The following is a 23,400-nucleotide window of genomic DNA, read 5'->3' as shown; positions in this document are numbered from 1 at the left end:
GATCATGCGACCCATCCATTCAACGTCTTGGAGGTCGTCGATGGCTTTTTGCTCATCGGCCTCGTTAACGAGTTCCACAAAAGCAAAACCGCGTTTGCGGCCAGTTTCGCGGTCGAGCGGGAGGCTGCAAGACTTCACTTCGCCATATTCGGTAAAAAGATGGCGCAGATCCTCCTGCTCCGCATCAAAGGAGAGGTTGCCAACGTAGAGAGTCATTCAGATCGAAAGCTTGAGGCAGGTCATTCAGGGGATAGGGGTTGTTGAACCRCCTTCCCCGGGATTCCGTAACACCCTACAGGTTGGCTTGACGTCCACCCTAAAAAGGTAGGGATTGGTTTTGCCAGTGGTTCGCTTTCTGCACACAGCTGATTGGCAGTTGGGGAAGCCCTACGGCAGAGTTAARGACCAAGAAAAACAAGCTCGCCTCAAACAGTTGCGCTTTGACGTTATCGAGCGGCTAGCTGAGGTGGTGCAACGGGAAAAGCTTGAATTTGTAGTGGTAGCAGGRGATTTATTTGATTCGATTGAACCCACCCGTGCCGATGTGGCCCAGGCCTGCAGTGCAATCGGCGCGATTGGTGTGCCTKTGCTTGCAATCCCTGGWAACCACGACCATGGCGGTGCTGGCAGCTTTTGGCACGAGRCTTGGTTTAAAAACTACAAAGACGACYTAGCACCAAATCTTCAACCTTTATTGGAACGCAAACCTCTGCATCTCCCTGGCGCCTTGATCTTGCCCTGCCCCTTGAATCGCCAGGCCGATACGGAAGATCCGCTTAGCTGGCTAAAAAATTACAAATTTGACCAACTTGATCAGCGGCCCCGTGTGGTGGTGGCCCATGGTTCGGTTCATGGTTTTGGCGCCGATGAATTAATTGATAGCGATGATGAAAATCCACTAGCGGCAACCAACCGCCTRAATCTGGCYGCCTTGCCGATTGAATCAATTGATTACATCGCCCTTGGTGATTGGCATGGCTTGAAAAAAGTGGCTGCAAAAGCCTGGTATTCGGGTTGCCCTGAACCCGATCGCTTCCCTAAGGGTGATAACTACAAAAGTTCCCAGGCCCTTGTGGTGCAAGCTGAGCGGTGTGAGCTACCCCAGGTGAAACTGGAAACAACGGGTTTAGGGGCATGGCATCAATACAAACATCGTTTTGGCAGCGATGCAGATCTAGACCTACTGGATAAGAATCTGCAGCAATTGATTGGAAGCCGAAGTGGCATAGACTTACTTTTATTGGAATTAGATGGAAATTTAAGCCTGGATGCAGGTGTGAAATTACAAAATCGGCTGCAGCAATTAGAGGCAAGGTTGCTGCGTYTAAAGTTAAAAGATCACACTAAGCTCACCCCTAACRGCTCTGAATTGCAGCAACTCACAGCTAGAAGCAGTGATCCATTAATTGCAAGGGTTGCCCAACGCCTGCAGGTTCTCAGTGGTAGCGATGATCAGCACAAAGCAAAACTTGCCCTGCTTGCCCTAAGGGAATTGCATTGGGCCTGCATGGAGMAGAATTATGCAACTAATTGATTTTGAACTCTGCAACTACCGCCTGCACAAACAGWTMTTAATTGAATTTTGCCCAGGYCTCAACGTGGTGATCGGGGCCAATGAATCTGGAAAAAGCACCCTGGTGGAGGGATTGCATCGAGCCCTTTTTCTKCCATCCCGCTGTTCAGGTGCATTGCTCGAGGAGATGCGAGCCAAACCAACCGCTGGSGAYCCAGAGATAACGCTGASATTCAAGGCAGGTTTGTTGCAATACACATTGCGCAAACGCTTTGCTGGCCCAAGGGGAAGCACCAGTTTGATYAGTTCTGCCGGCAACACCTGGCAAGGGGACAAAGCGGAGGATGAACTTGCTGAATTGGTGGGAGCTGCTGCCGTGCAACGGGCCCGGGTGGGCGAACAATTGCGAGAAAGGTGGGGACATCTATGGGTATGGCAGGGAACGGCGGGCTTAAATCCATTGGACTTAGGTGTTGGGGCCCTAGACCAAAAAAAACTGTTGGAGCAGCTACAGGATTCTGGTCAATTAGGAATCCAATCTCAATTGGATCAACGGGTTGTTGAACTTGTGCAGCAGCGCTGGAGCAACTCYTTTACCGATAAAGGTCGCATCGGYAAAGCAGGTTCACACCTAGCMATGGCCCAGCGGGAAGAGCAGCAGGCCAAAGAACATTTAAGTGCAATAAATAAACTTCTGCAGGAACAGCAGGAGGCACGGGATAATCAGTTTGCTGCAAGCGCAAGCTTGGCAGAGCTTGATCAATTAATACCACTATTACTGCAATTAGAGCCTTTGGAATTGCAAAAGGCTCAGCTAATAAACCAATTAAAGCCACTAAATGATCTGAAAGAGCAACTAAGTTCTTTGCAATTAGAATCCAATAGCTTGAAGAATAAATTAGAACCATTGATTCTTTCAAGGGATCAGTTGTGCAAGCAAATACCAATCGTTGAACAGGAGCGCAATGGGGCAAATAACATACTTGATTCAACCGTAAAGGAAGCTGAGCAACTGCAGCAGGCAATTCGGAAGGCAACAATCGAAGAAAAACTGCTGAGTTTGGAAGCAAATATACAGCGTGACAAAGAATTACGGCAGTTATTGCTTGATTTACCTGATATCAATTTAGGCATTGTAGAGCAATTAAGGGATAAGCAACAACAGCTTAAGCTGGCGGAAATAACGATGCAAAGCCTTGCCACTAAAGTTGAATTGTTAATGGCTRAATCAGCTGTATACGTAAATGGTGAGCCCCTAAATATCGGTTCATCAACCTGCCTAAATGCCACAAGTATATTGCAAACGGCTGGCCTGGAATTGCGAATAATTCCAGGGGAYGGAGGCAAGGTGGCTCAGGCTATGGCCAAGCATGAATTTCTTGAAAGCTCTCTAAATGCTGATCTACGGCGTTTGAGGGTGGAAAATATCGAGCAAGCAGTCCATYTAGAAAGACACCGTAGCGAGCTTTTGGCAGAACAACAACGTTTGCAAGCCGAAAAAGCTTCTGAATCTGTTGAGGATTTGCGAGAGGCGCTAGAAAAATATATAAATGATCAATTACCCATTGCATCCATAGATGATTTACGCAAGCAATTAGATGATTTGGTACCAATTGGCAGGGAGAGAAGACAGGCTTTTAATCAATTAGATAATAAGTTAACCAATCAGCGTGAGCAGCTTGCGAATTGCAATCAATTGATAAATATTCAGCAGGAAGAACTTGTAAAAACCGATACCTTGCTAAAAGAATTACTTAAGCGTTTTGGTAGCGTTGATGAAGTAGACGGCCAACTTAGCAAACTAAATTTAAACATATCTGAGTTGGAAAAGAGGCAAGAAGTATTGAAAAAACAACTGAGTTCTGATTTTCCTGGATACAAAGGTTTTAACAGCAGCCATGCCMWTCAGCAAAGGGAGGTGGCATTGCAGAAAGTAGCAGCGGCAGGCGCCTTGCTGAGAGCAGATGGTATCAATGATCGCTATGCCCAGCGGGAGCAGTTGGAAGCTGCCCTCGAGGCCCGCATTTCCGAGCGGGAAAGGTTGGAGCAGGATGCGCTGATGTTGGATTTGTTGAGGCAGTTATTACAAGAGGAACAAACCGCCATGGCTCTTCAATACACCGAACCAGTTACCAAAAAATTGGATAGCTATCTCAGCTGCTGTTTCCCAGGGCCTATGCAAAGCAGCCTCGAATACCAAAGCAATAAGGGCTTTATTAATTTGCAGTGGCAACGGGGTGATTCTGCAGTTGCCTGGGAATTTTCAGCGCTCAGTGGGGGAACCAAGGAAATACTCGCTGCCAGCCTGCGCCTAGCAATGGCAGAGGTGCTTGCGAACGCCTACAGCGGTTGTTTACCACTAGTGTTTGATGATGCRTTCAGTAATGTAGACCCAGGTCGTTGGCCCTGGGTTTCTGCACTGTTGCAAAAAGGCGCTRATCAAGGCTTGCAAWTAATCTTATTTAGCTGCGATCCAAYATTTTGCGAGGCGCTGCCAGCAAACCAACGGYTTCAATTGCCYTGATTCCTAGGAGGCATGCCATCTCCGTGGCGCAATTGAACAAGCCAGCCATTTGTTAGTTGCTTAATTGCAAGCGTTATAAGCATGGCAAATATTAAAAACAACCTAGGATAAAAACCAGTGCTGTAAATAGTAGTAATCAACAGCAATAAKATTAGCCATGGGACTATTTTCTGAACCAACTCAAAACGCCTTAAGGCGGCGCTGCAACTRGCGCATGAACGTGTGTGTGAWTTCAAGCGATCAAGCAATTCATGCCTTTTAATTAAGGGAGGAAGGGATTTACCTGGAAATGGATAACCACCATATTTGCTWATCCAGTTGTGAAAAGCGATAATGTATTTATCAGCGCTTGTGGGTAAGAAACAAGATTTCAATAATAAACCGGATCCGCCCGATGCCTCGAGATTTCGCTCTTGATGGTGCAGGAAAATTTGATCATCTTCTAAAACTAAATTATTGCCTATATGTTGCAGCCATATTGGYCGTAATGCTAACASTTTTGCCGTGATTGGTTTTTCAAACTGGAAAGGAAATCTGGCAAACAAACGGCATTTGCCCGGCAGGGTAGGAGTGGCATAAACCACGGTGAGAATGCGGGCAAAACCCTTGGCGGTAAGGTCGTGCCACATCAACGCAGGAGCCATAAATGTGGTGTGTTGAGTGCCAAGCCGCCCCTGRCGAGGCCCCTCATTCCAGATGCCAGTGAACCCCTCTGGGCCCTCCGTGAGAACTTCTAATTCCACGGGCCCAGCGTTACTACGCTTGCCTACGGTGGCGTGGTGGGTAAAGGGCACATGGCTAACATCCAAAACGTTTTCAAGCAGGGTTTGGCTGTCGTARGGAAGATCCCTAAACGTATCTTGTAAAAACCAACCCRCTTGATCAAGTATGTTTACCACTGGTAATTGCTTAGTTGAAGCTATGGATGAATCACCACTAAAAACAAACAACATGCCTTGGGCTTCTGCAGTGGCATAGGCCTTGCAATTAGCTCTGCTGCTGATTGTAATTTCTCCAGATATYTGGGGAACTTTTGTGCAAATTCCCATTCCATTAAAAGACCAGCCATGGTAGGGACACTCCAACTCACCATTAGCATTTAATCTCCCCTCTGATAGGGAAGCTAAACGGTGGGGACATTTGTCAATAAAAGCTCGCCAACSCTTGTAATGTTTATCGAACCAAATAACCAAAGGTTCACCAAGTAATACAAATCGACAGGGTTTAGCTTTGTAAAGATCTCTTAGATAGGCAACTGGATACCATTGATCTTGCCATRGGTTTTCATCAATGTTCATAGGGATAATGAGGATGTAAGTTCAGAGGTGTTGAGATCATGCCTTTTAATTAAAGCAAAAAGRGTTCCATTACTGCCACGGCTGAGCCTTAGTTCATTAGTTAAAACTGTAACATCTAGCCAAGCTGGAAATTCCTGCTTGATGTTTKTGAGYAGTTTAGGMTTAAACAGTCCAAACTTTGGCCCAATCCAGCCGCCCCTTATGAATGTTACACCAACCCGTTTTGGTGGTTKTATCTGAAGTTCAGCTACAACAGCAATTCCCCCTAAGGGCGCTGGTAACKTTAGCAAATTAACAGCGCGATTATCCGCAGGCAACAATATTTGCAGGTTGTCAAGCCAYGGTTGCACTTGCAGGTATGGGGCATTGCTACTGCTCCAACGCAATTCCCAAACCCCTGTTAGATCATCAATTTGGTTTTCAACATTACAGGGATAATCATGCTCTAATTTCGCAAATATAGGTATTACATCAGCATCTCTAGGCTTAGGTAGCCKCAACAAATTTAATATRTCTGAAAATTGTTCTTGGCCCATTTTATTTAATCCTCATCAAGGAAGTTTGCCTCACTTTCAAGGGCATTAAGTTGSGCGTCGAGCAGGCGCCCCTGTTGAACGCTGTTTGCTTTTGCGGCTTCTAGCATTTGCTCAGCGATTTCAAGCCTGCCTGCAGCATCCTTGATGCCTTKCTGTGAGGCTTGGTAGTCAACCCTCTGCCTTGCGGTTGAAGCACTCAGATTTAGCAGGGTTGCCAACCGACYACAGGTGGCCATGAAGGCTTGATCTCTAATGCCGGCCATAGAATCAAAACGGTTRTGCCATCATCGCTGAGAGCGRGGCTGCRAGCCCMCTTTAAGKAAAATTCCGATGGAAGAGTTTGARAAGCGAGAGCCTGAACCGGAATTAATGAATGGGGCAGCTCAGGTTGATGCCTATGCAGCTGCAAATTTCAGTGGATCAGATAATGAATTAATTGAATTTATTTCAGCACAATTTCCCAATGGTTTGGGCGAGCAAATAATTGATCTKGGTTGCGGACCAGGCAACATTACTGAACTTGCAGCAAAGCGCTGGAGCSATGCCCATGTTCTTGGCATCGATGGCGCCCCAAGAATGCTTGAGGTTGCAGAATAYAGGAGGGATCTTATTAACAACAAAGAACTTTCACTTAGAATAAAATATAAATGCTTAAATCTTAGCAGCATCAACGGKTTTGGTTTGCTAAAAGGTWTAGWTTCAAGGCRGCAAATTTCAATYATAAGTAATAGTTTATTGCATCATCTWCATGAACCATCTGTTCTTTGGAGCGCCGTTAAGAAATTGGCATTCAATGGTGCTTGTGTGGTGGTAAACGATTTGCGAAGGCCAAAGAATAAAAATGAATTTGATCTTCTCATGGATACGGAAGCCTTAAATCTAGCTGCGGTTTTAAAGGMCGATTATGCAGCCTCCTTAAGGGCTGCATTCACTGTTGCTGAAGTAAAAAAGCAGTTAAGGGATGCCTCCCTAACTCAACTCAATGTGTTGGAGCGAGGAAATCGCTACCTAACGGTTTGGGGATGGCTTGATCCAGTGGGAGAATTTGGTGAACCAAAAGCAAATTATGTTCCCGTTACTCTCCCTAAGAGCTCCGGCTGCTCCGGAGCAGGAGGAAGAAGCTAAGCCCAGTAGCAAAAAAGGCTTTGGTGGTGGGGCCAAATCCSCTAAGCAAAAAGGCCATAAGCGCAAGGGAACTGGGTTATCGGCAGCAGATCGCTCCCCCCTCGGCAAGGCGCCAGATGTGGACGCCATAAAAGCAAGGGGAATACTGCAGCTACCCCTTGCTGGCCGCTTGAGGGAGGCACAGGTAAAAAGTGCATATAAGAGGGCCGCTGCAGAGCACCATCCTGATCAAGGTGGTGAAATAGTAGTAATGCAAAGGATTAATGCAGCAAGGGATTTATTGTTGTCAAATGAAGAGTCTTGATATTCAAGAAGAAGCCACTAATTCATCATTAATTTCCTGGCCTTCCTCCGGAACCTCYAGCCATTTACGCAACCACGCCACCAGGAGATAAAACGGYAACGTATCTAATAGGGCTGCTATTAACTTGAAAAGATAGCCACTTGCCACAAAGCTTGCCAATTGGGGAAAAATGGCTTTTTCTGCTTGGATAGGCAGAACATGGGCTGCATAATGGCTGATTAAAACCACTGCTGTTGTATCCACCAACTGACTTACAAGCGTTGAGCCATTATTACGAAGCCAAAGGGCTTTGCCATTGCTGAATCTTTTCCAAAAATGAAATAAACGCACATCTGTGAACTGCGCAGCCATATAGGCAACCATCGATGCACCAACTGCACCAAAGGCAAGAYGTTGCATTTCAAAATATAAAGGTGAATCATTYCCAGGAAGGATTCCCCCCAACCAGATTATCAACATAATCCAGCCATTAAGTAATAAACCAACCCAAACTAGTTGGCCCGCCTTATCCTCTCCCCACAATTCACTAATCAGATCAGTGCAAAGGAATGTGAGTGGATAGGGCAAGGCACCAACGGCAACAACGATTGGCCAATTACCAATTGTTCCAAGCGTTAGAAAGCGGCTAAGTCCAAGAATATTCAACATCCCCATCGTGCCAAGAAACAAACCAGCAAGGATSAGGAAAACCAGGTCTCTCCTTTTTTTTATAGACATTTTCATTRGTTTGAAAGTTCTAGAAGAAAACTATCTCTACGGTGAAAATCTGGATCWACTCCATTGTGAGTTAGGGCCCAATAGCTTAAATTACCATTTTTTTGCTCAAGCACAGCCGTGAAAGTAAATTCTAGGTTTGTATCTGCAGCTATGCAAGCTGGCAGCTCGATTGTTAAGCCAATTGAAAGACTATTTATTGATTGGTGGTGAATTGGTTTAAAATTTGGAATATATTGTTCCTCCACTTGATTGGAGCGGTAGTTACTAAATTTATAGATATTCCAATCGGAATTAACGGAATAATTAAGCTCCCAATATGTTGTTGAATTTGCTTCTGCCCAAAAAGCTTCAAAGCATGTGTTTTGCCATAGATTGTTCTTCCTGATTCCAAGTGGTTTGTATTCAGGGATCAGAAGTTCTTCAAGCGGCCCCTCAATCCGATAACGCAGATATAAAAACTGATTTTTTCTAACTGCTGCTGCTGCAAGGCGTAGGCCAATCAATTCCTCTGGCCTGTGGTGCGGAAGCAGGAGGGCGGAATGGTTATTCATCTCATTTCCTCAATACAATTACGTATTGCTAACTCTTGCTGTTCAATGCTCTCTGTAAGCTTGAATTGAACCATTGCCCTYGAAAGATTTTGGTTTTTACTAGATACCTTGAAATATTGATTACCATTAAGATGGTCGSTAAAAAAACGAATGCCAAGTTCAAGTGGCATTAGGCGAATTGAATCGTATAAGTATTTAATATCATTACTACTGAGAAAATGTCGGCCAATTTCCAGGTATCCCCGTAGAAATGTACTAAAAGTGTTTATATCAAAATATACTTTACTTAAATCCTCCTCCTCCTCTCCGGCTGGATTACAGCATGAGCGCAGGCAATCTGAAATATCATAATGCAGAAGACCAGCCATTATTGTATCAAGATCGATTAAGGATACTGCTTTATTTGATCGCTCATCAAACAAAAGATTATTAATTTTAGGATCTCCATGAATCGCTCGTGCAGAAAGTTCTCCGGAATCGATAGCATTCTGAAGAATGGAAATTATGSAAGATCKAGCCTCGATAAAGTTAATGCACCATTCTGCGCTATTGCATAATTCATTGTTGCTAATAGAACGTATGTGGATATAATTATTGTAATAAACTGGGGTAACATGAAATGAGTCGATTGTTGGCATTARRGCGTCTATGGGTAGATCGTAAACAAGTTTATGGAAAATGGCTAATCCCGAACCGGCTTCCAATGCCTGGCTTTGATTTTCAATTTTGTCAATCGAATATGAAGACGTTATAAAAGATGAGGCTCTCCATATGTCTTCATTGTTTTCGTGCCAGAAAGAGTTGCCTTCTAGTGTTTGTAGTAATAGCGGTACCTGCCAAGCTCGCCCATKTATAAAGCTGYTGCCWSTAGGTAGCTKATTACTTAGATGCTCAATAAGGGAAAGTGTGTTTTTAATAATATCCTTAGGCTGCTTAAAAACATTGCCATTTATTCTTTGCAGTACAAATGGACTGAGAYTTTTGTCAATAGGGGTTACTTTGAAGGTGTCATTAACATTGCCGTTACCCAATTGCTCAATATTATCTATTTTATCAAAAGCTATAAATTTAGCTGCAATCTTACCAAGCTCATTTTTGTTTGTTTTGCAATTATATCTCAAGCCTAGGAACCCCAACTCATCAYAATTTTGCGCTGGCAAGCCTCGCTATGCCAGCTTGGTCAGCCAGAGGAATCAATCGACCCTAGTACGCTTGACCTATGGGTATAAATGTACTAAAATTTGCTGGTACCGGTTTCAGCGGCTTGAACCTATGGCTTGTTTCGAAACAGACCCTGCCGTTGAACCCCTGCGGCGGGCAAATCCGAATCGCTACAAAGAGGTGAAGGCTGGCCATTTGGCTGTGGTGGCTGGGGTAGGAAGGCCATGGTTTATTGGCCGTGTTGGCGAAGTTATTCCCTTACCCCATCACCGCACTCCAGCATTTGTGCACTTAATCAACGTAGACAGTGGAGACGTTGAACGGGTTCCGGCTCGCTGGATTGTTGAACTAATGGCTTGCAAGGCCTGATGTAGTTATTTTTCTTGTTGTACTAATTGTAGAAATTACCTCCAGTGGTTTTGGTTCCATATCGTTTACTTTGAACGAGCTCCATGTGGAAAAGGCTTCTGGCTTGCAGCTTATGATTCCCCAGTCGATTCTGAGGTTTTTATAGGTAATGCCAACGCATGTCATCTCCTCCTCATCTGCCATTAACGACCAAAGTACATGTAATTTTTCTCTTGMATACTGATCKACTTTTTCTAAAAGCTCTGGCTCCGCAAGCTTTCCAGGCTTAGTTGTTAACTTTAACCTCGAATGCCAAGAGAGGTATGTGCCATTTTCAGTGGGRTAGAACCAACATGGCTCATTATCTGCATCCCTTAACAGGAATTTATCTACTATTTCCCATTTATTTGCTGTGGGTTTATAAATTCCTAGCCAATGTTTGCTTGGCTCATAGTAGGGAATAATCGCATCACAGCAAAGTAAACTTCCCTTCTCACCTGCTAAAGGGTTATGWCCCTCAGCAACTGCCTCCCCTTGTTCTACTAATGTTTCAATATCACTCTTCCAATCGTTAGGACATCTATGAATCCTTAGGCAGAAGCCTGTTGATAGAACCCGGCTGTGAAGTTCTTCCAGGCAATCTTCTGCTGCGATGCTTGGCAAGTCGCCAGAGTTTGCCGCTAGTACRAATAGATATGGGCAAGCCATCGGTAACCGGCTGAGAAGGATAAAGGAATTCTAAAGAGTTTTAGCCCTTTTGGGCGTWGTGGCCCAAGCTTGGCTTTGGTTAGGGGKTTAATCTAGTAGRAGAGCTGTTTTGATACCCATGACAACCAGTTTTAAAACGCTGTATCTAATCCTTGGCCTGTTATTCGTTAATTCAGTTCAKGCTGCCCCTTTTAGTGCCGATCCCGTTTCCTTTGCTGGATTTGCTAATAATGTTAAATGGAGTTCTGGTAGCGCTCCTTTTTTTAAAAATTTGAGCAAATGYGYGCAGCAGGCTAATGGTGGATATATCTGTAATCAAGGTGATGTTTATTTGCAAAAGCCCGGCACTACAGGTAGGARCTTCTGTAAARTTAAGCAGGTTTGGTATGAACCTCACACAAAATYAGTTCAATTTAAAACACAATCTTGYGTGTWTAAAGATGATCAAGAACGGCTTAAAGARCAGGGYTCTAAATTTATTCAAAAGGGCCTTAATATTTTAGAAAATTATTCAAAGTAAATAATATTTTAATATGGYGTTCTCGTTGATTGGTTATGCTGTTAGCATTSTTTWARGCGCGCGCTTAGATTAATGAAAACTTCTGATTGYTCGCACCARCCYAAATTAMTTGCAACTGGCATTGCCCCCTTGGGAATTATTGCCATTGGTGTTGTGCCCATGGGMGTGATTGCCATTGGTGTGGTACCAATGGGTGTTGTATCAMTTGGGGCCGTTGGGATGGGTTTGATTAGTGTTGCGGCAGTAAACATGGGTGTTGTTACAGCTGGCATAACCACCATGGGAGTTGCTTGGGCTGGATTGGTTGGCATGGGCCCAATCCGCATCGATCCAAGCCGGTGGAGCATTGCCCAAGCCCCCAARGAATCAACCATGTTCCCCAGCAAGGATCTAGCGGAGAAAAAAGCTAAGCAGCTTGGTTGTAGCGGTGCCCATGCAATGGGKGSTGAATGGATGCCCTGTTCATCTATGGATGAATATGTYCGRGCCTATGCTAAAKCTAAGGCACTAAATTAACTAATTTACCCGGCACAACTATTACCCGGCTAGGKTTTTTYCCATCCAGCCATTTTTTTGCTTCTTCACTAGCTAAAGCAAGTTCCTCTAATTTTGATGAATCAATATCWGCAGCTACTTCCAGATTTCCTCTYACTTTACCTTTGATTTGCAACACAATAGTTATGGTGTCTCTTTSWAGGGCACTGGAATCGGCAATTGGCCAGSATTGYTGATGAACACTTMTTTCGCCACCCAATTGAAGCCAGAGTTCATCGGCTAAATGTGGAGCAAAAGGTGCAAGAAGYTTYAGCAGAATTGCTAACCCTTCCTGGATAATTGATGGATCTGCTTGATCAAAATTAGTAGATAATGCGTTATTTAATTTCATCAATTCTGACACCGCTGTGTTGAATTGAAGTTCCTCGCCGCTCAGATCCTCTGATATTGCTTGAATTGCRCCATGRATWGCTCTGCGTAAWTCTTTATCMGCATTTGAAGTATTTTTTATTTCATTTTTTGTTGTATTTGATATGGAAATGCCCTTTTCCAAAGCATTCTGGCATACACGCCAGATTCTTTGTAGAAATCTAAACTGTCCTTCAACATCTGCATCATCCCATTCAAGATCTTTTTCAGCTGGGGCCTTGAATAATATAAACATTCGCGCCGTATCAGCGCCATATTTGTTTATAACTAAGCTTGGATCGATGCCATTGTATTTTGATTTAGACATTTTTTCATATAGTATTTCAAGTTTTTCCCCAGTATCAGGATCTGTGGGGTCTAGCGRATCGCCAATATTTGCTGGTGAAATATATTTTTGACTATTTGGATTTCGATAGGTAGTTGCCTGCACCATCCCCTGGGTAAGCAGTTGCTTAAAGGGTTCATCACAGTGAACTAAGCCGCGATTAGATAATACTTTGGTGAAAAATCTTGAATATAGCAGATGGAGGATTGCATGCTCTACACCACCAACATATTGATCTACGGGCATCCATGCAGATGCATTTTCTTTGGTAAAAGGTAAATTCTTATTCGTTGCATCTGTGTAACGAAGAAAATACCAACTAGAACACATAAATGTATCCATCGTGTCGGTTTCCCTGCTTGCTAATCTAGCGCATTTAGGACATTTAACCTCCTCTATATTATCACCAGGTTTGCAAAGTTTCACGGGAAGCTGATCAATGGGTACCGRCACTGCGCCACATTTCTCGCAATGAATTATTGGAATCGGACAACCCCAATAGCGTTGGCGTGAGATCAGCCAATCCCTTAATCGAAATGTAACTTTTGCCTTGCCAAAACCGGCTTGCTCTGCTTTATCAATAATGGCTTTTTTTGCCTCCTCACCAACCATGCCATTGAATTCAGCTGAATTAACAAGCAAACCAAGTTCTGTATAGGCAGAGCTTKGTTCTGAATTAATGTTKGTTACCGKCTGATCATCTGCAGCTATTGTGTTAGMAGGTACAACAACAGTTTTAATCGATAAGTTGTATTTTTTTGCAAAACTAAAGTCTCTCTCGTCGTGGGCGGGTACACCCATCACTGCASCGGTTCCGTAATCGGGTAAWACATAATCTGCTATCCAAACAGGAAGTGCCTCCTTTGTTATTGGATGTTGYACCAWGCCACCAAGGGCCACTCCACTTTTAGGGCGATCKTCAGCAAGTCTGTCTTGTTCGCTTGTGGCGGCAACCATGCTTTGAAATTCGCTTACCTGTTTTTTTTGCTCYATTGAGGTGAGCTGATCAACAAGTGGATGCTCTGGTGCTAGAACYAGATAACTTACGCCATATAAGGTGTCCGGTCTTGTTGTGAAAACTTTAATTTTAGATCGCAGGGAATCTGTATTTAGATTAKAATCAATAAGATCAAAATCTATTTCGGCACCAACGCTTTTACCTATCCAATTGGCTTGCATCGTACGCACCCTTTCCGGCCAGCCCTCGAGGCTTGTTAAATCACTCAATAGGTTTTCTGCATAATCGGTGATCTTGAAAAACCACTGTTTCAACTTCCGCTTTTCAACAATTGCTCCAGATCGCCAGGAGCGCCCTTCATTGTTTACCTGTTCGTTTGCTAAAACTGTTTTATCAATAGGATCCCAATTTACATTTGCTTCTTTTTGATAAGCAAGTTTTGCATCAAAGAATTGGAGAAAYAACCACTGGGTCCATCGGTAATATGTTGGCTCACAAGTACTGAATTCACGATCCCAATCTATCGATAAACCTAAACGCTTTAGTTGTTCTCGCATCTGGCCAATATTTTGTTCGGTCCATTGCGCAGGATCAACACCCCTTTCAATTGCAGCATTTTCCGCAGGCAGGCCGAATGCATCCCAGCCCATTGGATGTAATACCCTTTTGCCTTTCAACCTTTGAACTCTGGCAATCACGTCTGTAATTACGTAGTTGCGCACATGCCCCATATGCAGATTTCCCGATGGGTATGGAAACATCGATAGGGCGTAAAAATTTTCGCTGCGATTTTGGCTTGGTTCAGGGGTTCGATGCAGCCCCAGCTGTTCCCAGCGTTTTTGCCACTTGAATTCCAAGTCAACGGGGCTGTAGCGGTTGGTTGAGCTCTGCATGCGATCGCTTATGTCGGCGGCAGGCAAGGCCGCGAACTAGGAATTGTGACCTGTGTTGGTTCCTTAGCCAAGCTCATGCTTGAAATTTGGCTTACCTGGTTGCGCTTAATTAGTTTTGGCCACTCACTTCCCACTGATTGCAAGGCTAGAAATTCTGGATCCTGCCACTGCAAAATGCCCTCATGCAGCGAGCCATTTGCCATTTCCAGCTGCAGCACAAGGCCAACGCGGATCCATTCCTGCAACAGGCGTACCCCTGGCAGATTTGTATCTAGTTCCGGCTGCGAAGCAGAGGCCATACGATCAAGGTAGGTTTTTGTGCCGCAATGCAGTTTCGCAAGTACCAGGGCCTGGGAAACGATTTCATCCTGATGGATTTTCGTTCAAACCCCCTGCTTTTTCCCCTAAACGAAACTGCACAGTTCCTTTGCCACCGGCGTTTTGGCATTGGTGCCGATGGCCTGATCCTTGCTCTGCCGCCTCAAAATGGTGGTGATGTGCGCATGCAAATCATCAATGCCGATGGCACAGAAGCTGAGATGTGCGGCAATGGTGTTCGTTGTTTTGCCAGATTCCTAGCTGATTTAGATAAWCTTCCTGACTTTTCGAGCTGGCGGGTTGAAACTGCCGCTGGCTTAATCGTTCCTCAACTGATAGCTGGCCAGCAGGTTGCCGTAGACATGGGAGAGCCCCTGCTCAATCCCGAGGCAATACCCACAACCATTAGCGAAGGGCTGCCCCTTGCTGAGGCTTGCCTRGAKGTGGYAGGTGAGCAATTTGTTGTGGCAGCTGTTGGCATGGGTAATCCCCATGCAGTGGTGCAGGTGCCCAAAATTGAAGCAATTGATTTGGCGCGGTTCGGGCCTGCCCTAGAGGCCCATCCCGCCTTCCCTGCCCGTACAAATGTTCATTTCGTTGAGGTTGTAGCTGATCACTATTTGCGGTTGCTCGTGTGGGAGCGCGGTGCTGGCGCCACCCTCGCCTGTGGAACTGGTGCCTGCGCAGCCCTGGTTGCAACCCATCTGCGTGGTTCATGCGCCAGGGAGGCAGATGTGGAATTGCCGGGKGGTGTTTTACATATCAATTGGGATGCCCGCAACCGCCTGCAGATGACTGGTCCTGCAGAATTTGTGTTTAGCGGTTCGCTGCCCCCGTCATTTGATTCATATTCAAGTTCAGCAGAAAGCATAGATTGCTCTAAACTATGTAGCCAGGGATGTATTAATCCTGAAGCTTGCCCGAGCGCTAATGCTAGAGCTAAAGCGATGGCTGTAYTAAGTGATTTTTCCCTAGATCAGTTGGTTAACCTAGCCAACGAATCGGTTGAGCAACGTACTTTGCGTCGCATAAGTGGCAGTTAATTTTCAGCTTTATTTAGATGCCTGCGCTGCCACCCCACCCCATGGGGAGGTTCTTGCCGCCATGGCTAGCYATGGGCTTGAAGCATGGGGTAATCCTTCAAGCCTCCATGCKGAAGGCTTGAAGGCTGCCGATCTGTTGGAGCGCAGTAGGCTTGAATTGGCATCACTACTTGGGATGGCCAGGGGTGAGGTGATTTTCACTTCAGGTGGCACCGAGGCAAATAATCTCGCACTTTTTGGCATCTGCCGTCGTTTGCCCCCTGGCCGTTTGCTGCTATCCCCCCTTGAGCATGCGTCCATTAGTGCTGCTGCCTATCAATTACAAACAGAGGGCTGGCAGATTGATTTGGTTCCAGTAAATAGCCAGGGCATTGTGGATCTTGAAGCCCTTGCTGATTTACTAAAACCCCCCACTCGGCTGCTTAGCCTGGTGTGGGGTAGTAGTGATGTGGGAAGCCTGCAACCCATGGCTGAGGTGAGTTCCCTATGCAGCAACCACGGTGTTTTGTTGCATAGTGATGCTGTGCAAGCGGTTGGTGAAGTTTCCCTTGATTTAGGTGAAAATAGCCCAAACTTAATTTCACTTTCGGCCCATAAATTCCAGGGGCCCCGCGGCATAGGAGCCCTGTTGATAAGCGAAGCTGTGCAAYTACAACCACAAATTTTCGGTGGTGGCCAGGAGGGTGGCAARCGCTCGGGCACCGARTCAGTGGTTTTGGCTGCCGGACTTGTTAAGGCCCTTGAGCTGCGCCAACAGCAACAACCCAACCTTGCAAACAARTTGGCTRATTTGCGCGATTTTGTTAAAKGCAARTTGTTRAAACTTCCCGGTGTTCGCATCAGTGGCGCCATTGAGCCCAGTTTGCGCTTGCCCCATCACCTCAGCCTTTTGTTGAGTGACTCCACAGGAAAACCATTCTCAGGCAGATCCGTGGTGCGATCACTTGCCCGCAAGGGGGTTGCGTGTAGCAGTGGCTCCGCCTGCAGTAGTGGCAGGGAAACAGCAAATAAAAGCCTCATGGCCCTTGGCTACAATGAACTTGAAGCCGCCAGTGGCCTGCGTTTCAGTTTTGGCCCTTGGCTTGAGCAAAAAGATTTAGAACCATTGCCAGCATTACTTRAAGCCACAATGGCTGAGCTAGAGGCAGCCCGAAGCGCATGAATCTTCCAAGTGATCTTTATGCAGCTGAGGCCCAATTACTAACAGCGGTATTAGCTGCCTTTWATAAAAAGCCCAAGGGTCGCTGGAGCGCTGAAATACGTTTTGAGGGCCTAAGGATCATGCCTGTGGCCCTGCGCCTTTGGCAGCAATTAGCAAATTCTTCGATCGGAGCAAATTTATTATTTCCGGATGCCGGTGCCTGCGCCTTGGCAAAACGGGACGCTCCTRATGCCGCAGCCTTTTGTTCAACTTTGYTGGATTGGCAAAGGGGTCAACTAAATGGGAACTCAACAAACAAAACTGAACAACAAGAGAGCCCTTTGATCCTGGTGGCACCCGGCCCGCCCGATTACGCATCAGTGGAAGAAATTTGTACTAACCAYTCCGGTGCAGTGCTCTTACTAAACGGCCGCCTTGAAGATGCAGCTATTGGCATTGGCAGTGTGGCCCGCCTGCGCCGCAAGGGTTTTTTAGCCACTTGGCAAAATGCTTACTGCSTGCAGCCATTGCTTGAGGCCGCGCTTTTGCATGCCTTCCCCCATGAATGGCAGCTTTTTAAACAATCTGAAGCGGGTTTTTTAGCGTTGGCTTCCTTTGAGCAAAAACCAGCMGCTGAGGAGCTTGATGCAGCCCTAGGTCAGGGATTTTTGGCCATAGACCGCTTTTTAAAGGACCTTAGTTGAGCTGGGTAGCCCAGCCAAAAAGGCTTAAGCTCCCAGCAGCAGAAATTCAAAGATGCTCAATCGGCAATTGCAGCGYTTGAACCCTGTGGATATCGGTGCAGCTGCTGCTGTTCTGCTTGCAGCCATTGGCGTGATTTGGAGTCCAAAGTTGGCTGGAACTGTGGCAAAGGCCACTGGTGGCATCAAATCTGTGCTGGTAACGGTTGATGTAAAAGCTATTCCTGCCGCAGATCCTCAAGGCTTACTAAACAAAATCAGGGCAGAAGGGAAAACAAGCCTGGTGATACGCAACCAACCCCATGGCAGTGTGAACCTAAAGCAGGCAACAGCAATTTCCAGAAGGGTTGTGGTGGTTTTACCAAGCGGGAAAGTAACAACAGCGCYAGACCCAAAYGCCAGTGGTTTCTCAACCCTTGAYGCAAGATTCATACTTCAAGGTGAAGGTCAAGTTACCTCCGGTGGAGTGGTATTAGGAAATCAAGCCTTGAAAATTGGTTCACCAATAGAATTGGAAGGGGCCAGCTATCGAATAAATGGTGTTGTTAGCAAYGTGGAAATTGCTAATCACTAATATGAATATAYKTCGCTCCAAAKTTTTTCGTTTCACGGCACTTGCCWTAAGTAGTCAACTCTCTTTAGTTGTTAGCTCCACAAGYGCCCAACCCCTAGACCCGCCGCCCCCACCAACGGTTGGTTTGCCCCTATTGCAAACCCAGGTGGTTTGCCCTGCCCTTCAACAGAAACTGCTGCAGGCAGTTGGCMCAGAAGCCTCCGTTTGGAGCATCAGTGTTGCTGATCCCAGTGGTCGTTTGTTAGCTGATTTGAATGGCGAGCGGCCTCGAATTCCAGCCTCCAACCAAAAACTACTCAGCACTGCCATAGCGCTGGATCGCCTAGGGCCMGACCATCGCCTCAGCACCGAATTATGGCAATTGCCGGATGGCACCCTGCGTTTACAGGGCAGTGGTGACCCCAGCCTTGGATTTTCCCAACTAAAACGAATTGCAAAATTGGCRGCTGGCTCTGGCGGCAGCAGCAGCACTGGCAACTCCTTGCTGAAATTACAGCTCGAGGAGGAGCCCGCCAGCCGCTGGTGGCCCCAGGGTTGGTCTATGGCAGATCGCGACTATGACTACGGCGCTCCAATTACCCGCTTGGCGCTAACTGCCAATGCCGTGGATATGTCTGTGCAAAATCCACCCGCAAGGCTGGAGCGCTTGCTTAAACAGGAAATCAATCGCAATGGCCGCACAGCAATTATTAGTGCAATCCCGGCTGGAAGTGTTGAACCCACCGACAGCATTTTGCTCCTAAGTGAACCTTCAAAGTCGATGCATCAYCTGCTTAGTTTGGCTAAYGGTGAAAGCCATAACTTCACAGCAGAGGTGTTGTTAAGGGAGGGCACTGGMAGTTGGCAGCTGCCGATCACCCAGCGGCGCGCGATGGAATGGTTACAACAACAGGGTTTACCAGTTCAAGGGGTGGTAATTCAAGATGGATCAGGCCTAGATCGTGGCAATCGCATTACCAGCAAATTATTTGCTGCTTTGTTGTTGCGCATGGCGCAACATCCCTATGCCAAAAACTATTACGCAAGTATGGCTGTTGCCGGTCAACGGGGAACCTTGAGTTCCTATTTCCKYGGAACGGAATTRGAGGGACGTTTTAGCGGAAAAACCGGCACCATAAGCGGCGTAAAGGCTGTTTCTGGAATGTTGGCAACGGCAGATGGGCCGCTTTACGTGAGCATGATCTCTAATGGATCGGCGGCTCCAGTTGCCGTAATGGGYAAGGTGTTGCGTTCAGCTTTTGCCAYTGGGCACTGCCGCTAGGCCGAACGGCGACCAAATTTCCGACCATTGCTGCGTTGGTTGCTCTGCAGCGAATTGGCTTGCTCTTGCGGTGCYTCTAGATCRGTGCTTTGCAAACGCACCAATTCTCTTCTGCCGGCAATAACCACCTTGGCCATTTCCTGAAGGCGGTTATCTAGCTCCCCAAGCACCTGTTCCGCATAGCGGTTGGCACCTTGCTGTACGGCTCCTGCCTCCTGGCGACTGCGTAGAAGTAAAGACTCGGCTTGCTGTTGGGTGGTTTGACGGAAATTCAGGGCTTCCTGTTGAACCCTTTCAGCCTCTGCTTGGCTTTCCTGTTGCAGGCGGTTTGCCTCTAAACGAATTTGCTCTAGTTCCTGAAGGGATTGTTGACGGCTGCGTTCGTGGGTTTCAGCCAGGCTGCGCTTCATTTGTTGATGCTCCTGTTCCAACTGTTGGAAACGGGCACCAGCCTCCTGCTCCAACTGTTGGCGTCTGGCTGCAAATTGCTGATCCATCTGGGCCACCCTCGCCTGGTGCTCCTGTTCTGTGGCMGCTACTTGGCGGCGCGCCTGAATTAAGAGTTGTTCACCCTGTTGGCGGGCCTGTTCGCGAACTTCCGCCCCCTGGCGTTCTGCTTCCTGGCGGACACTGGCTGCATTTATAAGRGCCTCCCGCTCCCKGCGGGCTTGGTTGATGATTTCCTCAGCCTGCTGACGGGCCTGGCCTAAATAAGCATCCTTTTGACGCATTAACTCAACCGCTTGATCCACCTCACGGGGTAGGGATTGGCGAACGGCATCAAGGATTTCAACAGCATCCTGCTCATTCACTAGGCGRCCGCCGGAAAAGGGCACCCGGGTGCCCTCCAACACAATTTCCTCCAGCTGATCAAGCTGATCGAGTACTTCCAATCGAGCCTGGGCCATCTGCTGCACGRGTTATCACACAGGCTGATTAAACAGCTCGATCAGATCTCCTGCCACTATTTCYGGCACCATGTGTGACACATCACCTCCGAAGCGAGCCACCTCCTTYACCACGCTGCTGCTAAGGAAGCTGTGGCCCACTGCTGTGGCCATAAAAAGGGTGTCTACGGCGGGGGAAAGGCTGGCATTTGTGTGGGCCAGCTGCAACTCAAATTCAAAATCGCTTAGGGCCCTAAGCCCCCTCAGGATCACCCTGGCCTGTTCCTGTAGGGCGAAATTCACCGTAAGCCCAGCAAAACTGGTAACGCGAACCTGGGGTAGATGGGATGTGGCGATGCTCAATTGCTGCAGACGCTGCTCAAGGCTGAAACTGGGCTGTTTGTTTGGATTGCGCAACACCGCCACGATCACTTCTTCAAAAAGACCACTAGCCCTTTGGATTAGATCCAGGTGGCCAAGGGTGACAGGGTCGAAGCTGCCGGGATAGATCGCCCTCATGCTGCTGCTGTTGCTCTCCCTACACTGGCTTAACGCGTTCCAGGGGTTCTTATTACAGGGCTGAAGGCGGGTCAACAGCCCTTAATGCAGGATCCACCCCGTTTGGAGRCCCTGCTCAAGGCCYTACCCGCAGAAGCAGGTTGCTACTTAATGCGCGACGCTGAAGACCGCATTCTCTACATAGGTAAATCAAAAAGTTTGCGAAGCAGGGTTCGCAGMTATTTCAGAGAYGGGGTGCCAGATCGGCCAAGAATTGAATTGATGGTGAGGCAGGTTGTAGATATTGAATTTATCGTTACCGACAGCGAAGCAGAGGCATTAGTTCTTGAATCTAATCTAATTAAGAACCATCAACCCCACTTTAATATTCTGCTTAAAGATGAYAAAAAATATCCATATTTGTGCATCACTTGGAGTGAAGATTATCCGAGAATTTTTATYACGCGGCAAAGGCGATTTCGCAAGGCGCACGATCGATTTTATGGCCCCTATGTTGATGTTGGCTTGTTGAGGCGCACCTTAGCRATCGTGAAAAGAGTATTTCCATTAAGGCAGCGGCCCCAGCCATTGCATAGGGATAGAACCTGTTTAAACTTTGATATCGGCAGGTGCCCTGGCGTATGTCAACAGAAAATATCAGCTGAAGAATATAAGAAAACCATTCAAAAAGTAGCGATGGTTTTCCAGGGGAGAAACGATGAATTACTGCAATTATTACAACAGCAGATGGTTAAATATGCTGAAAGACTTGATTTCGAAGCGGCTGCCTTAGCCCGGGATCAATTAAAGGGTTTGGAATTGCTCACGGCTGAACAAAAAGTTGCATTACCTGATGCTGATATCAGCAGAGATGTAATCGCATTAGCAACTGATGATCGCGTTGCAGCTGTTCAATTATTCCAGGTTAGAGCAGGTAAATTAGTTGGCAGGCTTGGCTACACAGCCGATGCGGAGGCGGCTGCTCCTGGAGCGATATTGCAACGGGTATTGGAGGAGCATTACAGCCAAGTTGATCCAGTGGAAATTCCACCGGAAGTACTTTTGCAACATGCATTGCCAGAGCAGGAATTACTTGAGGCCTGGCTCCGCCAACGCAGGGGGCGAAAGGTAACACTGCTCAACCCGCAGCGTCAGCAAAAAGCTGAATTAATCGAGTTGGTTGTACGCAATGCAAGTTATGAATTAGCAAGGGCCCAGCGATCCGCTGAACAACAGYATTTGGCCTTAGAAGATTTGGCTCAGTTGCTGGAATTAGAGCATCCGCCACGCCGCATAGAAGGTTTTGATATWAGCCATATTCAAGGAAGCGATGCAGTGGCATCACAGGTTGTATTTGTAGATGGTTTAGCCGCAAAACAACACTATCGTAAATATAARATAAAAAGTAGCAGTATTACTTCTGGCCATAGTGATGATTTTATGGCCATGGCTGAAATTATGCGCAGACGCTTTAAACGCTGGAGCCAGGCAAAACTAGCCGGGGCTAATCTTAGTGAACTACGCCGAAGAACCAAAACCACTTTGCAGGGYGATGGCTTAACTGATTGGCCTGATGTGGTAATGATAGATGGTGGTAAAGGTCAATTRTCTGCAGTKATGGAGGCCCTGCGGGAATTAAATTTAGCTGATGAATTAGTTGTTTGTTCCCTAGCAAAACAACGGGAGGAAATTTTCTTRCCAGGGGCCTCTAARCCATTGGAAACCGAGCCCGATCAATTGGGYGTAGTGCTTTTACGTCGCCTGCGGGATGAGGCCCATCGCTTTGCCGTTGGTTTCCATCGTCAGCAGAGGGGAGAACGTATGAAACGMTCGCGYCTCAGTGATATTCCTGGTTTGGGTGCAAAACGAATTAAAGATCTACTCGCTCATTTTCRTTCAATAGATGCAATTCAATTGGCAACTCCKGATCAATTAGGAAGCTGCCCAGGGGTGGGGGCAGCATTGGCCAATCAAATACATTCCTTCTTTCATCCCAGCAAYGATGATGCTGATATTAATAGTTAAAAAATAAAGCAAGGCAARAWTAAKTMATGGRAAATYAAGTCATGGTRACAAATTCTTCTGATATGCTTGGATGSAGCGCCATTGTGTTRTCRAAGTCTTTTTTAGTTGCTCCCATCCCAATYGATATTGCAGCCATTTGAATTATTTCAGCCGCATGGCTACCCACCATATGGCAACCGAKGATTCGGTCTGTTTTGATATCAACTATTAATTTTAAGATGCAACGGGGRCCCCTTGCTGGTAATGCTTGCTGGAGGCTGCGGAATTTTGCCCTAAATACCTTAACAGCATCACTGCCAAAACTTTTTATAGCTGCTTCTTCGCTTAAGCCAATGCTGGCAAATTCAGGTTGAGTAAAAACTGCAGTAGCAATTAGTTCATGGTTAACAATCCTGTTTCCAGAGGCAAAGAGGCGATCGGCAACAGCTCTACCCTCATCTACGGCAACAGGYGTTAAGTTCACCCGATTTGTAACATCACCAACGGCATAAATGTGATCAATATTTGTTTGTTGGCTTTGGTTTACAAGGATGCGATTGAACTCATG

The 23,400-nt window shown here is 46.6% G+C and carries 25 protein-coding genes and 1 pseudogene; 13 read left to right on the top strand and 13 right to left on the bottom strand.

From position 1 onward, the window contains the following. Positions 1–216 (bottom strand): RNA recognition motif domain-containing protein (locus C7K08_RS07400; protein ID WP_106500002.1); only part of this gene is annotated, 216 nt, incomplete at its 3' end. 127 nt (positions 217–343) lie between these two features. On the opposite strand from C7K08_RS07400, the gene C7K08_RS07395 reads away from it, so the two are divergent. Both C7K08_RS07395 and C7K08_RS07390 read left to right on the top strand, forming a co-directional pair. Further along, a complete protein-coding gene (locus C7K08_RS07395) occupies positions 344–1,534 on the top strand; it encodes a metallophosphoesterase family protein (protein WP_161955836.1) in 1,191 nt (396 codons plus the stop codon). Next, positions 1,521–4,037: an AAA family ATPase gene (locus C7K08_RS07390; RefSeq protein ID WP_106499997.1), complete on the top strand. Its 2,517-nt coding sequence runs from the start codon at positions 1,521–1,523 to the stop codon at positions 4,035–4,037. The genes C7K08_RS07395 and C7K08_RS07390 overlap by 14 nt, the downstream gene beginning before the upstream one ends. Here C7K08_RS07390 and C7K08_RS07385 read toward each other — a convergent pair. The 3 genes from C7K08_RS07385 to C7K08_RS07375 are packed head-to-tail and all read right to left on the bottom strand — an operon-like array spanning position 4,025 to position 6,134. Next, complete coding sequence (locus C7K08_RS07385; RefSeq protein WP_106499996.1) at positions 4,025–5,335, bottom strand: aromatic ring-hydroxylating dioxygenase subunit alpha; 1,311 nt, start codon at positions 5,333–5,335, stop codon at positions 4,025–4,027. The genes C7K08_RS07390 and C7K08_RS07385 overlap by 13 nt on opposite strands. Next, a complete protein-coding gene (locus C7K08_RS07380) occupies positions 5,332–5,871 on the bottom strand; it encodes a PAP/fibrillin family protein (protein ID WP_106499995.1) in 540 nt (179 codons plus the stop codon). The genes C7K08_RS07385 and C7K08_RS07380 overlap by 4 nt, the downstream gene beginning before the upstream one ends. A 5-nt stretch (positions 5,872–5,876) precedes the next feature. Continuing rightward, positions 5,877–6,134 (bottom strand): hypothetical protein, encoded by a 258-nt coding sequence (locus C7K08_RS07375; RefSeq protein ID WP_106499994.1) that lies wholly within the window; start codon positions 6,132–6,134, stop codon positions 5,877–5,879. 67 nt (positions 6,135–6,201) lie between these two features. Between C7K08_RS07375 and C7K08_RS16390 the strand changes: the two are divergent. The 3 genes and pseudogenes from C7K08_RS16390 to C7K08_RS07365 all read left to right on the top strand — a co-directional run. Further along, a pseudogene (locus tag C7K08_RS16390) lies at positions 6,202–6,642 on the top strand (class I SAM-dependent methyltransferase); the annotation flags it as partial. Positions 6,643–6,675: 33 nt separating this feature from the next. After that, complete coding sequence (locus C7K08_RS16385) at positions 6,676–6,996, top strand: hypothetical protein (RefSeq protein ID WP_241537128.1); 321 nt, start codon at positions 6,676–6,678, stop codon at positions 6,994–6,996. Beyond that, positions 6,938–7,300, top strand: coding sequence for a molecular chaperone DnaJ (locus C7K08_RS07365; protein WP_193464822.1), 363 nt, complete (start codon positions 6,938–6,940; stop codon positions 7,298–7,300). Before C7K08_RS16385 ends, C7K08_RS07365 begins: the two co-directional genes overlap by 59 nt. Before the next feature lie 3 nt (positions 7,301–7,303). Here the strand turns inward: C7K08_RS07365 and C7K08_RS07360 are convergent, their stop codons facing one another. From C7K08_RS07360 to C7K08_RS07350, 3 genes are read right to left on the bottom strand one after another with little or no spacing between them, the layout of a single operon-like run. Then, positions 7,304–8,017, bottom strand: coding sequence for a queuosine precursor transporter (locus tag C7K08_RS07360; RefSeq protein ID WP_106499992.1), 714 nt, complete (start codon positions 8,015–8,017; stop codon positions 7,304–7,306). 2 nt (positions 8,018–8,019) lie between these two features. Then, positions 8,020–8,520, bottom strand: a complete 501-nt coding sequence (locus C7K08_RS07355) for a DOMON-like domain-containing protein (protein ID WP_161955834.1) — start codon at positions 8,518–8,520, stop codon at positions 8,020–8,022. Positions 8,521–8,564: 44 nt separating this feature from the next. After that, positions 8,565–9,728, bottom strand: a complete 1,164-nt coding sequence (locus C7K08_RS07350; protein ID WP_106499990.1) for a phosphotransferase enzyme family protein — start codon at positions 9,726–9,728, stop codon at positions 8,565–8,567. Between the two features lie 112 nt (positions 9,729–9,840). Between C7K08_RS07350 and C7K08_RS07345 the strand changes: the two genes are divergently transcribed. Continuing rightward, positions 9,841–10,098: a hypothetical protein gene (locus C7K08_RS07345; RefSeq protein WP_106499989.1), complete on the top strand. Its 258-nt coding sequence runs from the start codon at positions 9,841–9,843 to the stop codon at positions 10,096–10,098. Here the strand turns inward: C7K08_RS07345 and C7K08_RS07340 are convergent. Further along, positions 10,078–10,740, bottom strand: coding sequence for a hypothetical protein (locus C7K08_RS07340; RefSeq protein WP_133165175.1), 663 nt, complete (start codon positions 10,738–10,740; stop codon positions 10,078–10,080). The genes C7K08_RS07345 and C7K08_RS07340 overlap by 21 nt on opposite strands. A 637-nt stretch (positions 10,741–11,377) precedes the next feature. Between C7K08_RS07340 and C7K08_RS07330 the strand changes: the two genes are divergently transcribed. Continuing rightward, complete coding sequence (locus C7K08_RS07330; RefSeq protein ID WP_106499986.1) at positions 11,378–11,821, top strand: hypothetical protein; 444 nt, start codon at positions 11,378–11,380, stop codon at positions 11,819–11,821. Here C7K08_RS07330 and leuS read toward each other — a convergent pair. Both leuS and C7K08_RS07320 read right to left on the bottom strand, forming a co-directional pair. Next, positions 11,805–14,405, bottom strand: coding sequence for a leucine--tRNA ligase (gene leuS / locus C7K08_RS07325; RefSeq protein ID WP_106500001.1), 2,601 nt, complete (start codon positions 14,403–14,405; stop codon positions 11,805–11,807). The genes C7K08_RS07330 and leuS overlap by 17 nt on opposite strands. An 8-nt stretch (positions 14,406–14,413) precedes the next feature. Then, complete coding sequence (locus tag C7K08_RS07320) at positions 14,414–14,704, bottom strand: Hfq-related RNA-binding protein (protein WP_193464821.1); 291 nt, start codon at positions 14,702–14,704, stop codon at positions 14,414–14,416. Between the two features lie 27 nt (positions 14,705–14,731). Here C7K08_RS07320 and dapF point away from each other — a divergent pair, with 27 nt between their 5' ends. The 5 genes from dapF (at position 14,732) to C7K08_RS07295 (ending at position 19,443) form a co-directional block, all read left to right on the top strand. Beyond that, a complete protein-coding gene (gene dapF, locus C7K08_RS07315) occupies positions 14,732–15,766 on the top strand; it encodes a diaminopimelate epimerase (RefSeq protein WP_106499985.1) in 1,035 nt (344 codons plus the stop codon). Beyond that, complete coding sequence (locus C7K08_RS07310; RefSeq protein ID WP_106499984.1) at positions 15,756–16,928, top strand: cysteine desulfurase family protein; 1,173 nt, start codon at positions 15,756–15,758, stop codon at positions 16,926–16,928. The genes dapF and C7K08_RS07310 overlap by 11 nt, the downstream gene beginning before the upstream one ends. Then, positions 16,925–17,611: a DUF1995 family protein gene (locus C7K08_RS07305; RefSeq protein WP_106499983.1), complete on the top strand. Its 687-nt coding sequence runs from the start codon at positions 16,925–16,927 to the stop codon at positions 17,609–17,611. Before C7K08_RS07310 ends, C7K08_RS07305 begins: the two co-directional genes overlap by 4 nt. Positions 17,612–17,663: 52 nt before the next feature. Then, positions 17,664–18,182 carry a DUF4330 domain-containing protein gene (locus C7K08_RS07300; RefSeq protein WP_106499982.1) on the top strand — a complete coding sequence of 173 codons (519 nt, stop codon included), beginning with the start codon at positions 17,664–17,666 and terminating at the stop codon, positions 18,180–18,182. Between the two features lie 124 nt (positions 18,183–18,306). Further along, positions 18,307–19,443, top strand: coding sequence for a D-alanyl-D-alanine carboxypeptidase/D-alanyl-D-alanine-endopeptidase (locus C7K08_RS07295; protein WP_241537126.1), 1,137 nt, complete (start codon positions 18,307–18,309; stop codon positions 19,441–19,443). Here the strand turns inward: C7K08_RS07295 and C7K08_RS07290 are convergent. Together C7K08_RS07290 and coaD are read right to left on the bottom strand one after the other, a co-directional pair. Beyond that, on the bottom strand, positions 19,440–20,351 hold the full coding sequence (locus C7K08_RS07290; protein WP_106499999.1) for a coiled-coil domain-containing protein: 912 nt from the start codon (positions 20,349–20,351) through the stop codon (positions 19,440–19,442). The two genes, C7K08_RS07295 and C7K08_RS07290, sit on opposite strands and share 4 nt — an antisense overlap. A 15-nt stretch (positions 20,352–20,366) precedes the next feature. After that, entirely contained in the window at positions 20,367–20,849 is a 483-nt protein-coding gene (gene coaD / locus C7K08_RS07285) for a pantetheine-phosphate adenylyltransferase (protein ID WP_106499981.1), read from the bottom strand. 84 nt (positions 20,850–20,933) lie between these two features. On the opposite strand from coaD, the gene uvrC reads away from it, so the two are divergent. Then, the gene (gene uvrC, locus C7K08_RS07280) at positions 20,934–22,853 is read left to right on the top strand and encodes an excinuclease ABC subunit UvrC (protein ID WP_106499980.1); all 1,920 of its coding nucleotides are present in this window, start codon (positions 20,934–20,936) and stop codon (positions 22,851–22,853) included. Positions 22,854–22,887: 34 nt separating this feature from the next. Here the strand turns inward: uvrC and C7K08_RS07275 are convergent. Beyond that, positions 22,888–23,400 (bottom strand): FAD-dependent oxidoreductase (locus C7K08_RS07275; protein ID WP_161955837.1); only part of this gene is annotated, 513 nt, incomplete at its 5' end.

Source organism: Synechococcus lacustris str. Tous, from assembly GCF_003011125.1.
Taxonomy (GTDB): domain Bacteria; phylum Cyanobacteriota; class Cyanobacteriia; order PCC-6307; family Cyanobiaceae; genus Synechococcus_D; species Synechococcus_D lacustris.
Note: the sequence above shows the minus strand (reverse complement) of the source record. Positions and strands in the feature narration are given on the sequence as shown.

What these genes read in the sequence shown, in the direction of transcription:
- C7K08_RS07345 (WP_106499989.1), top strand. Translation starts at nt 9,841, where the DNA reads ATGGCTTGTTTCGAAACAGACCCTGCCGTTGAACCCCTGCGGCGGGCA.
- C7K08_RS07320 (WP_193464821.1), bottom strand. Translation starts at nt 14,704, where the DNA reads ATGGCCTCTGCTTCGCAGCCGGAACTAGATACAAATCTGCCAGGGGTA.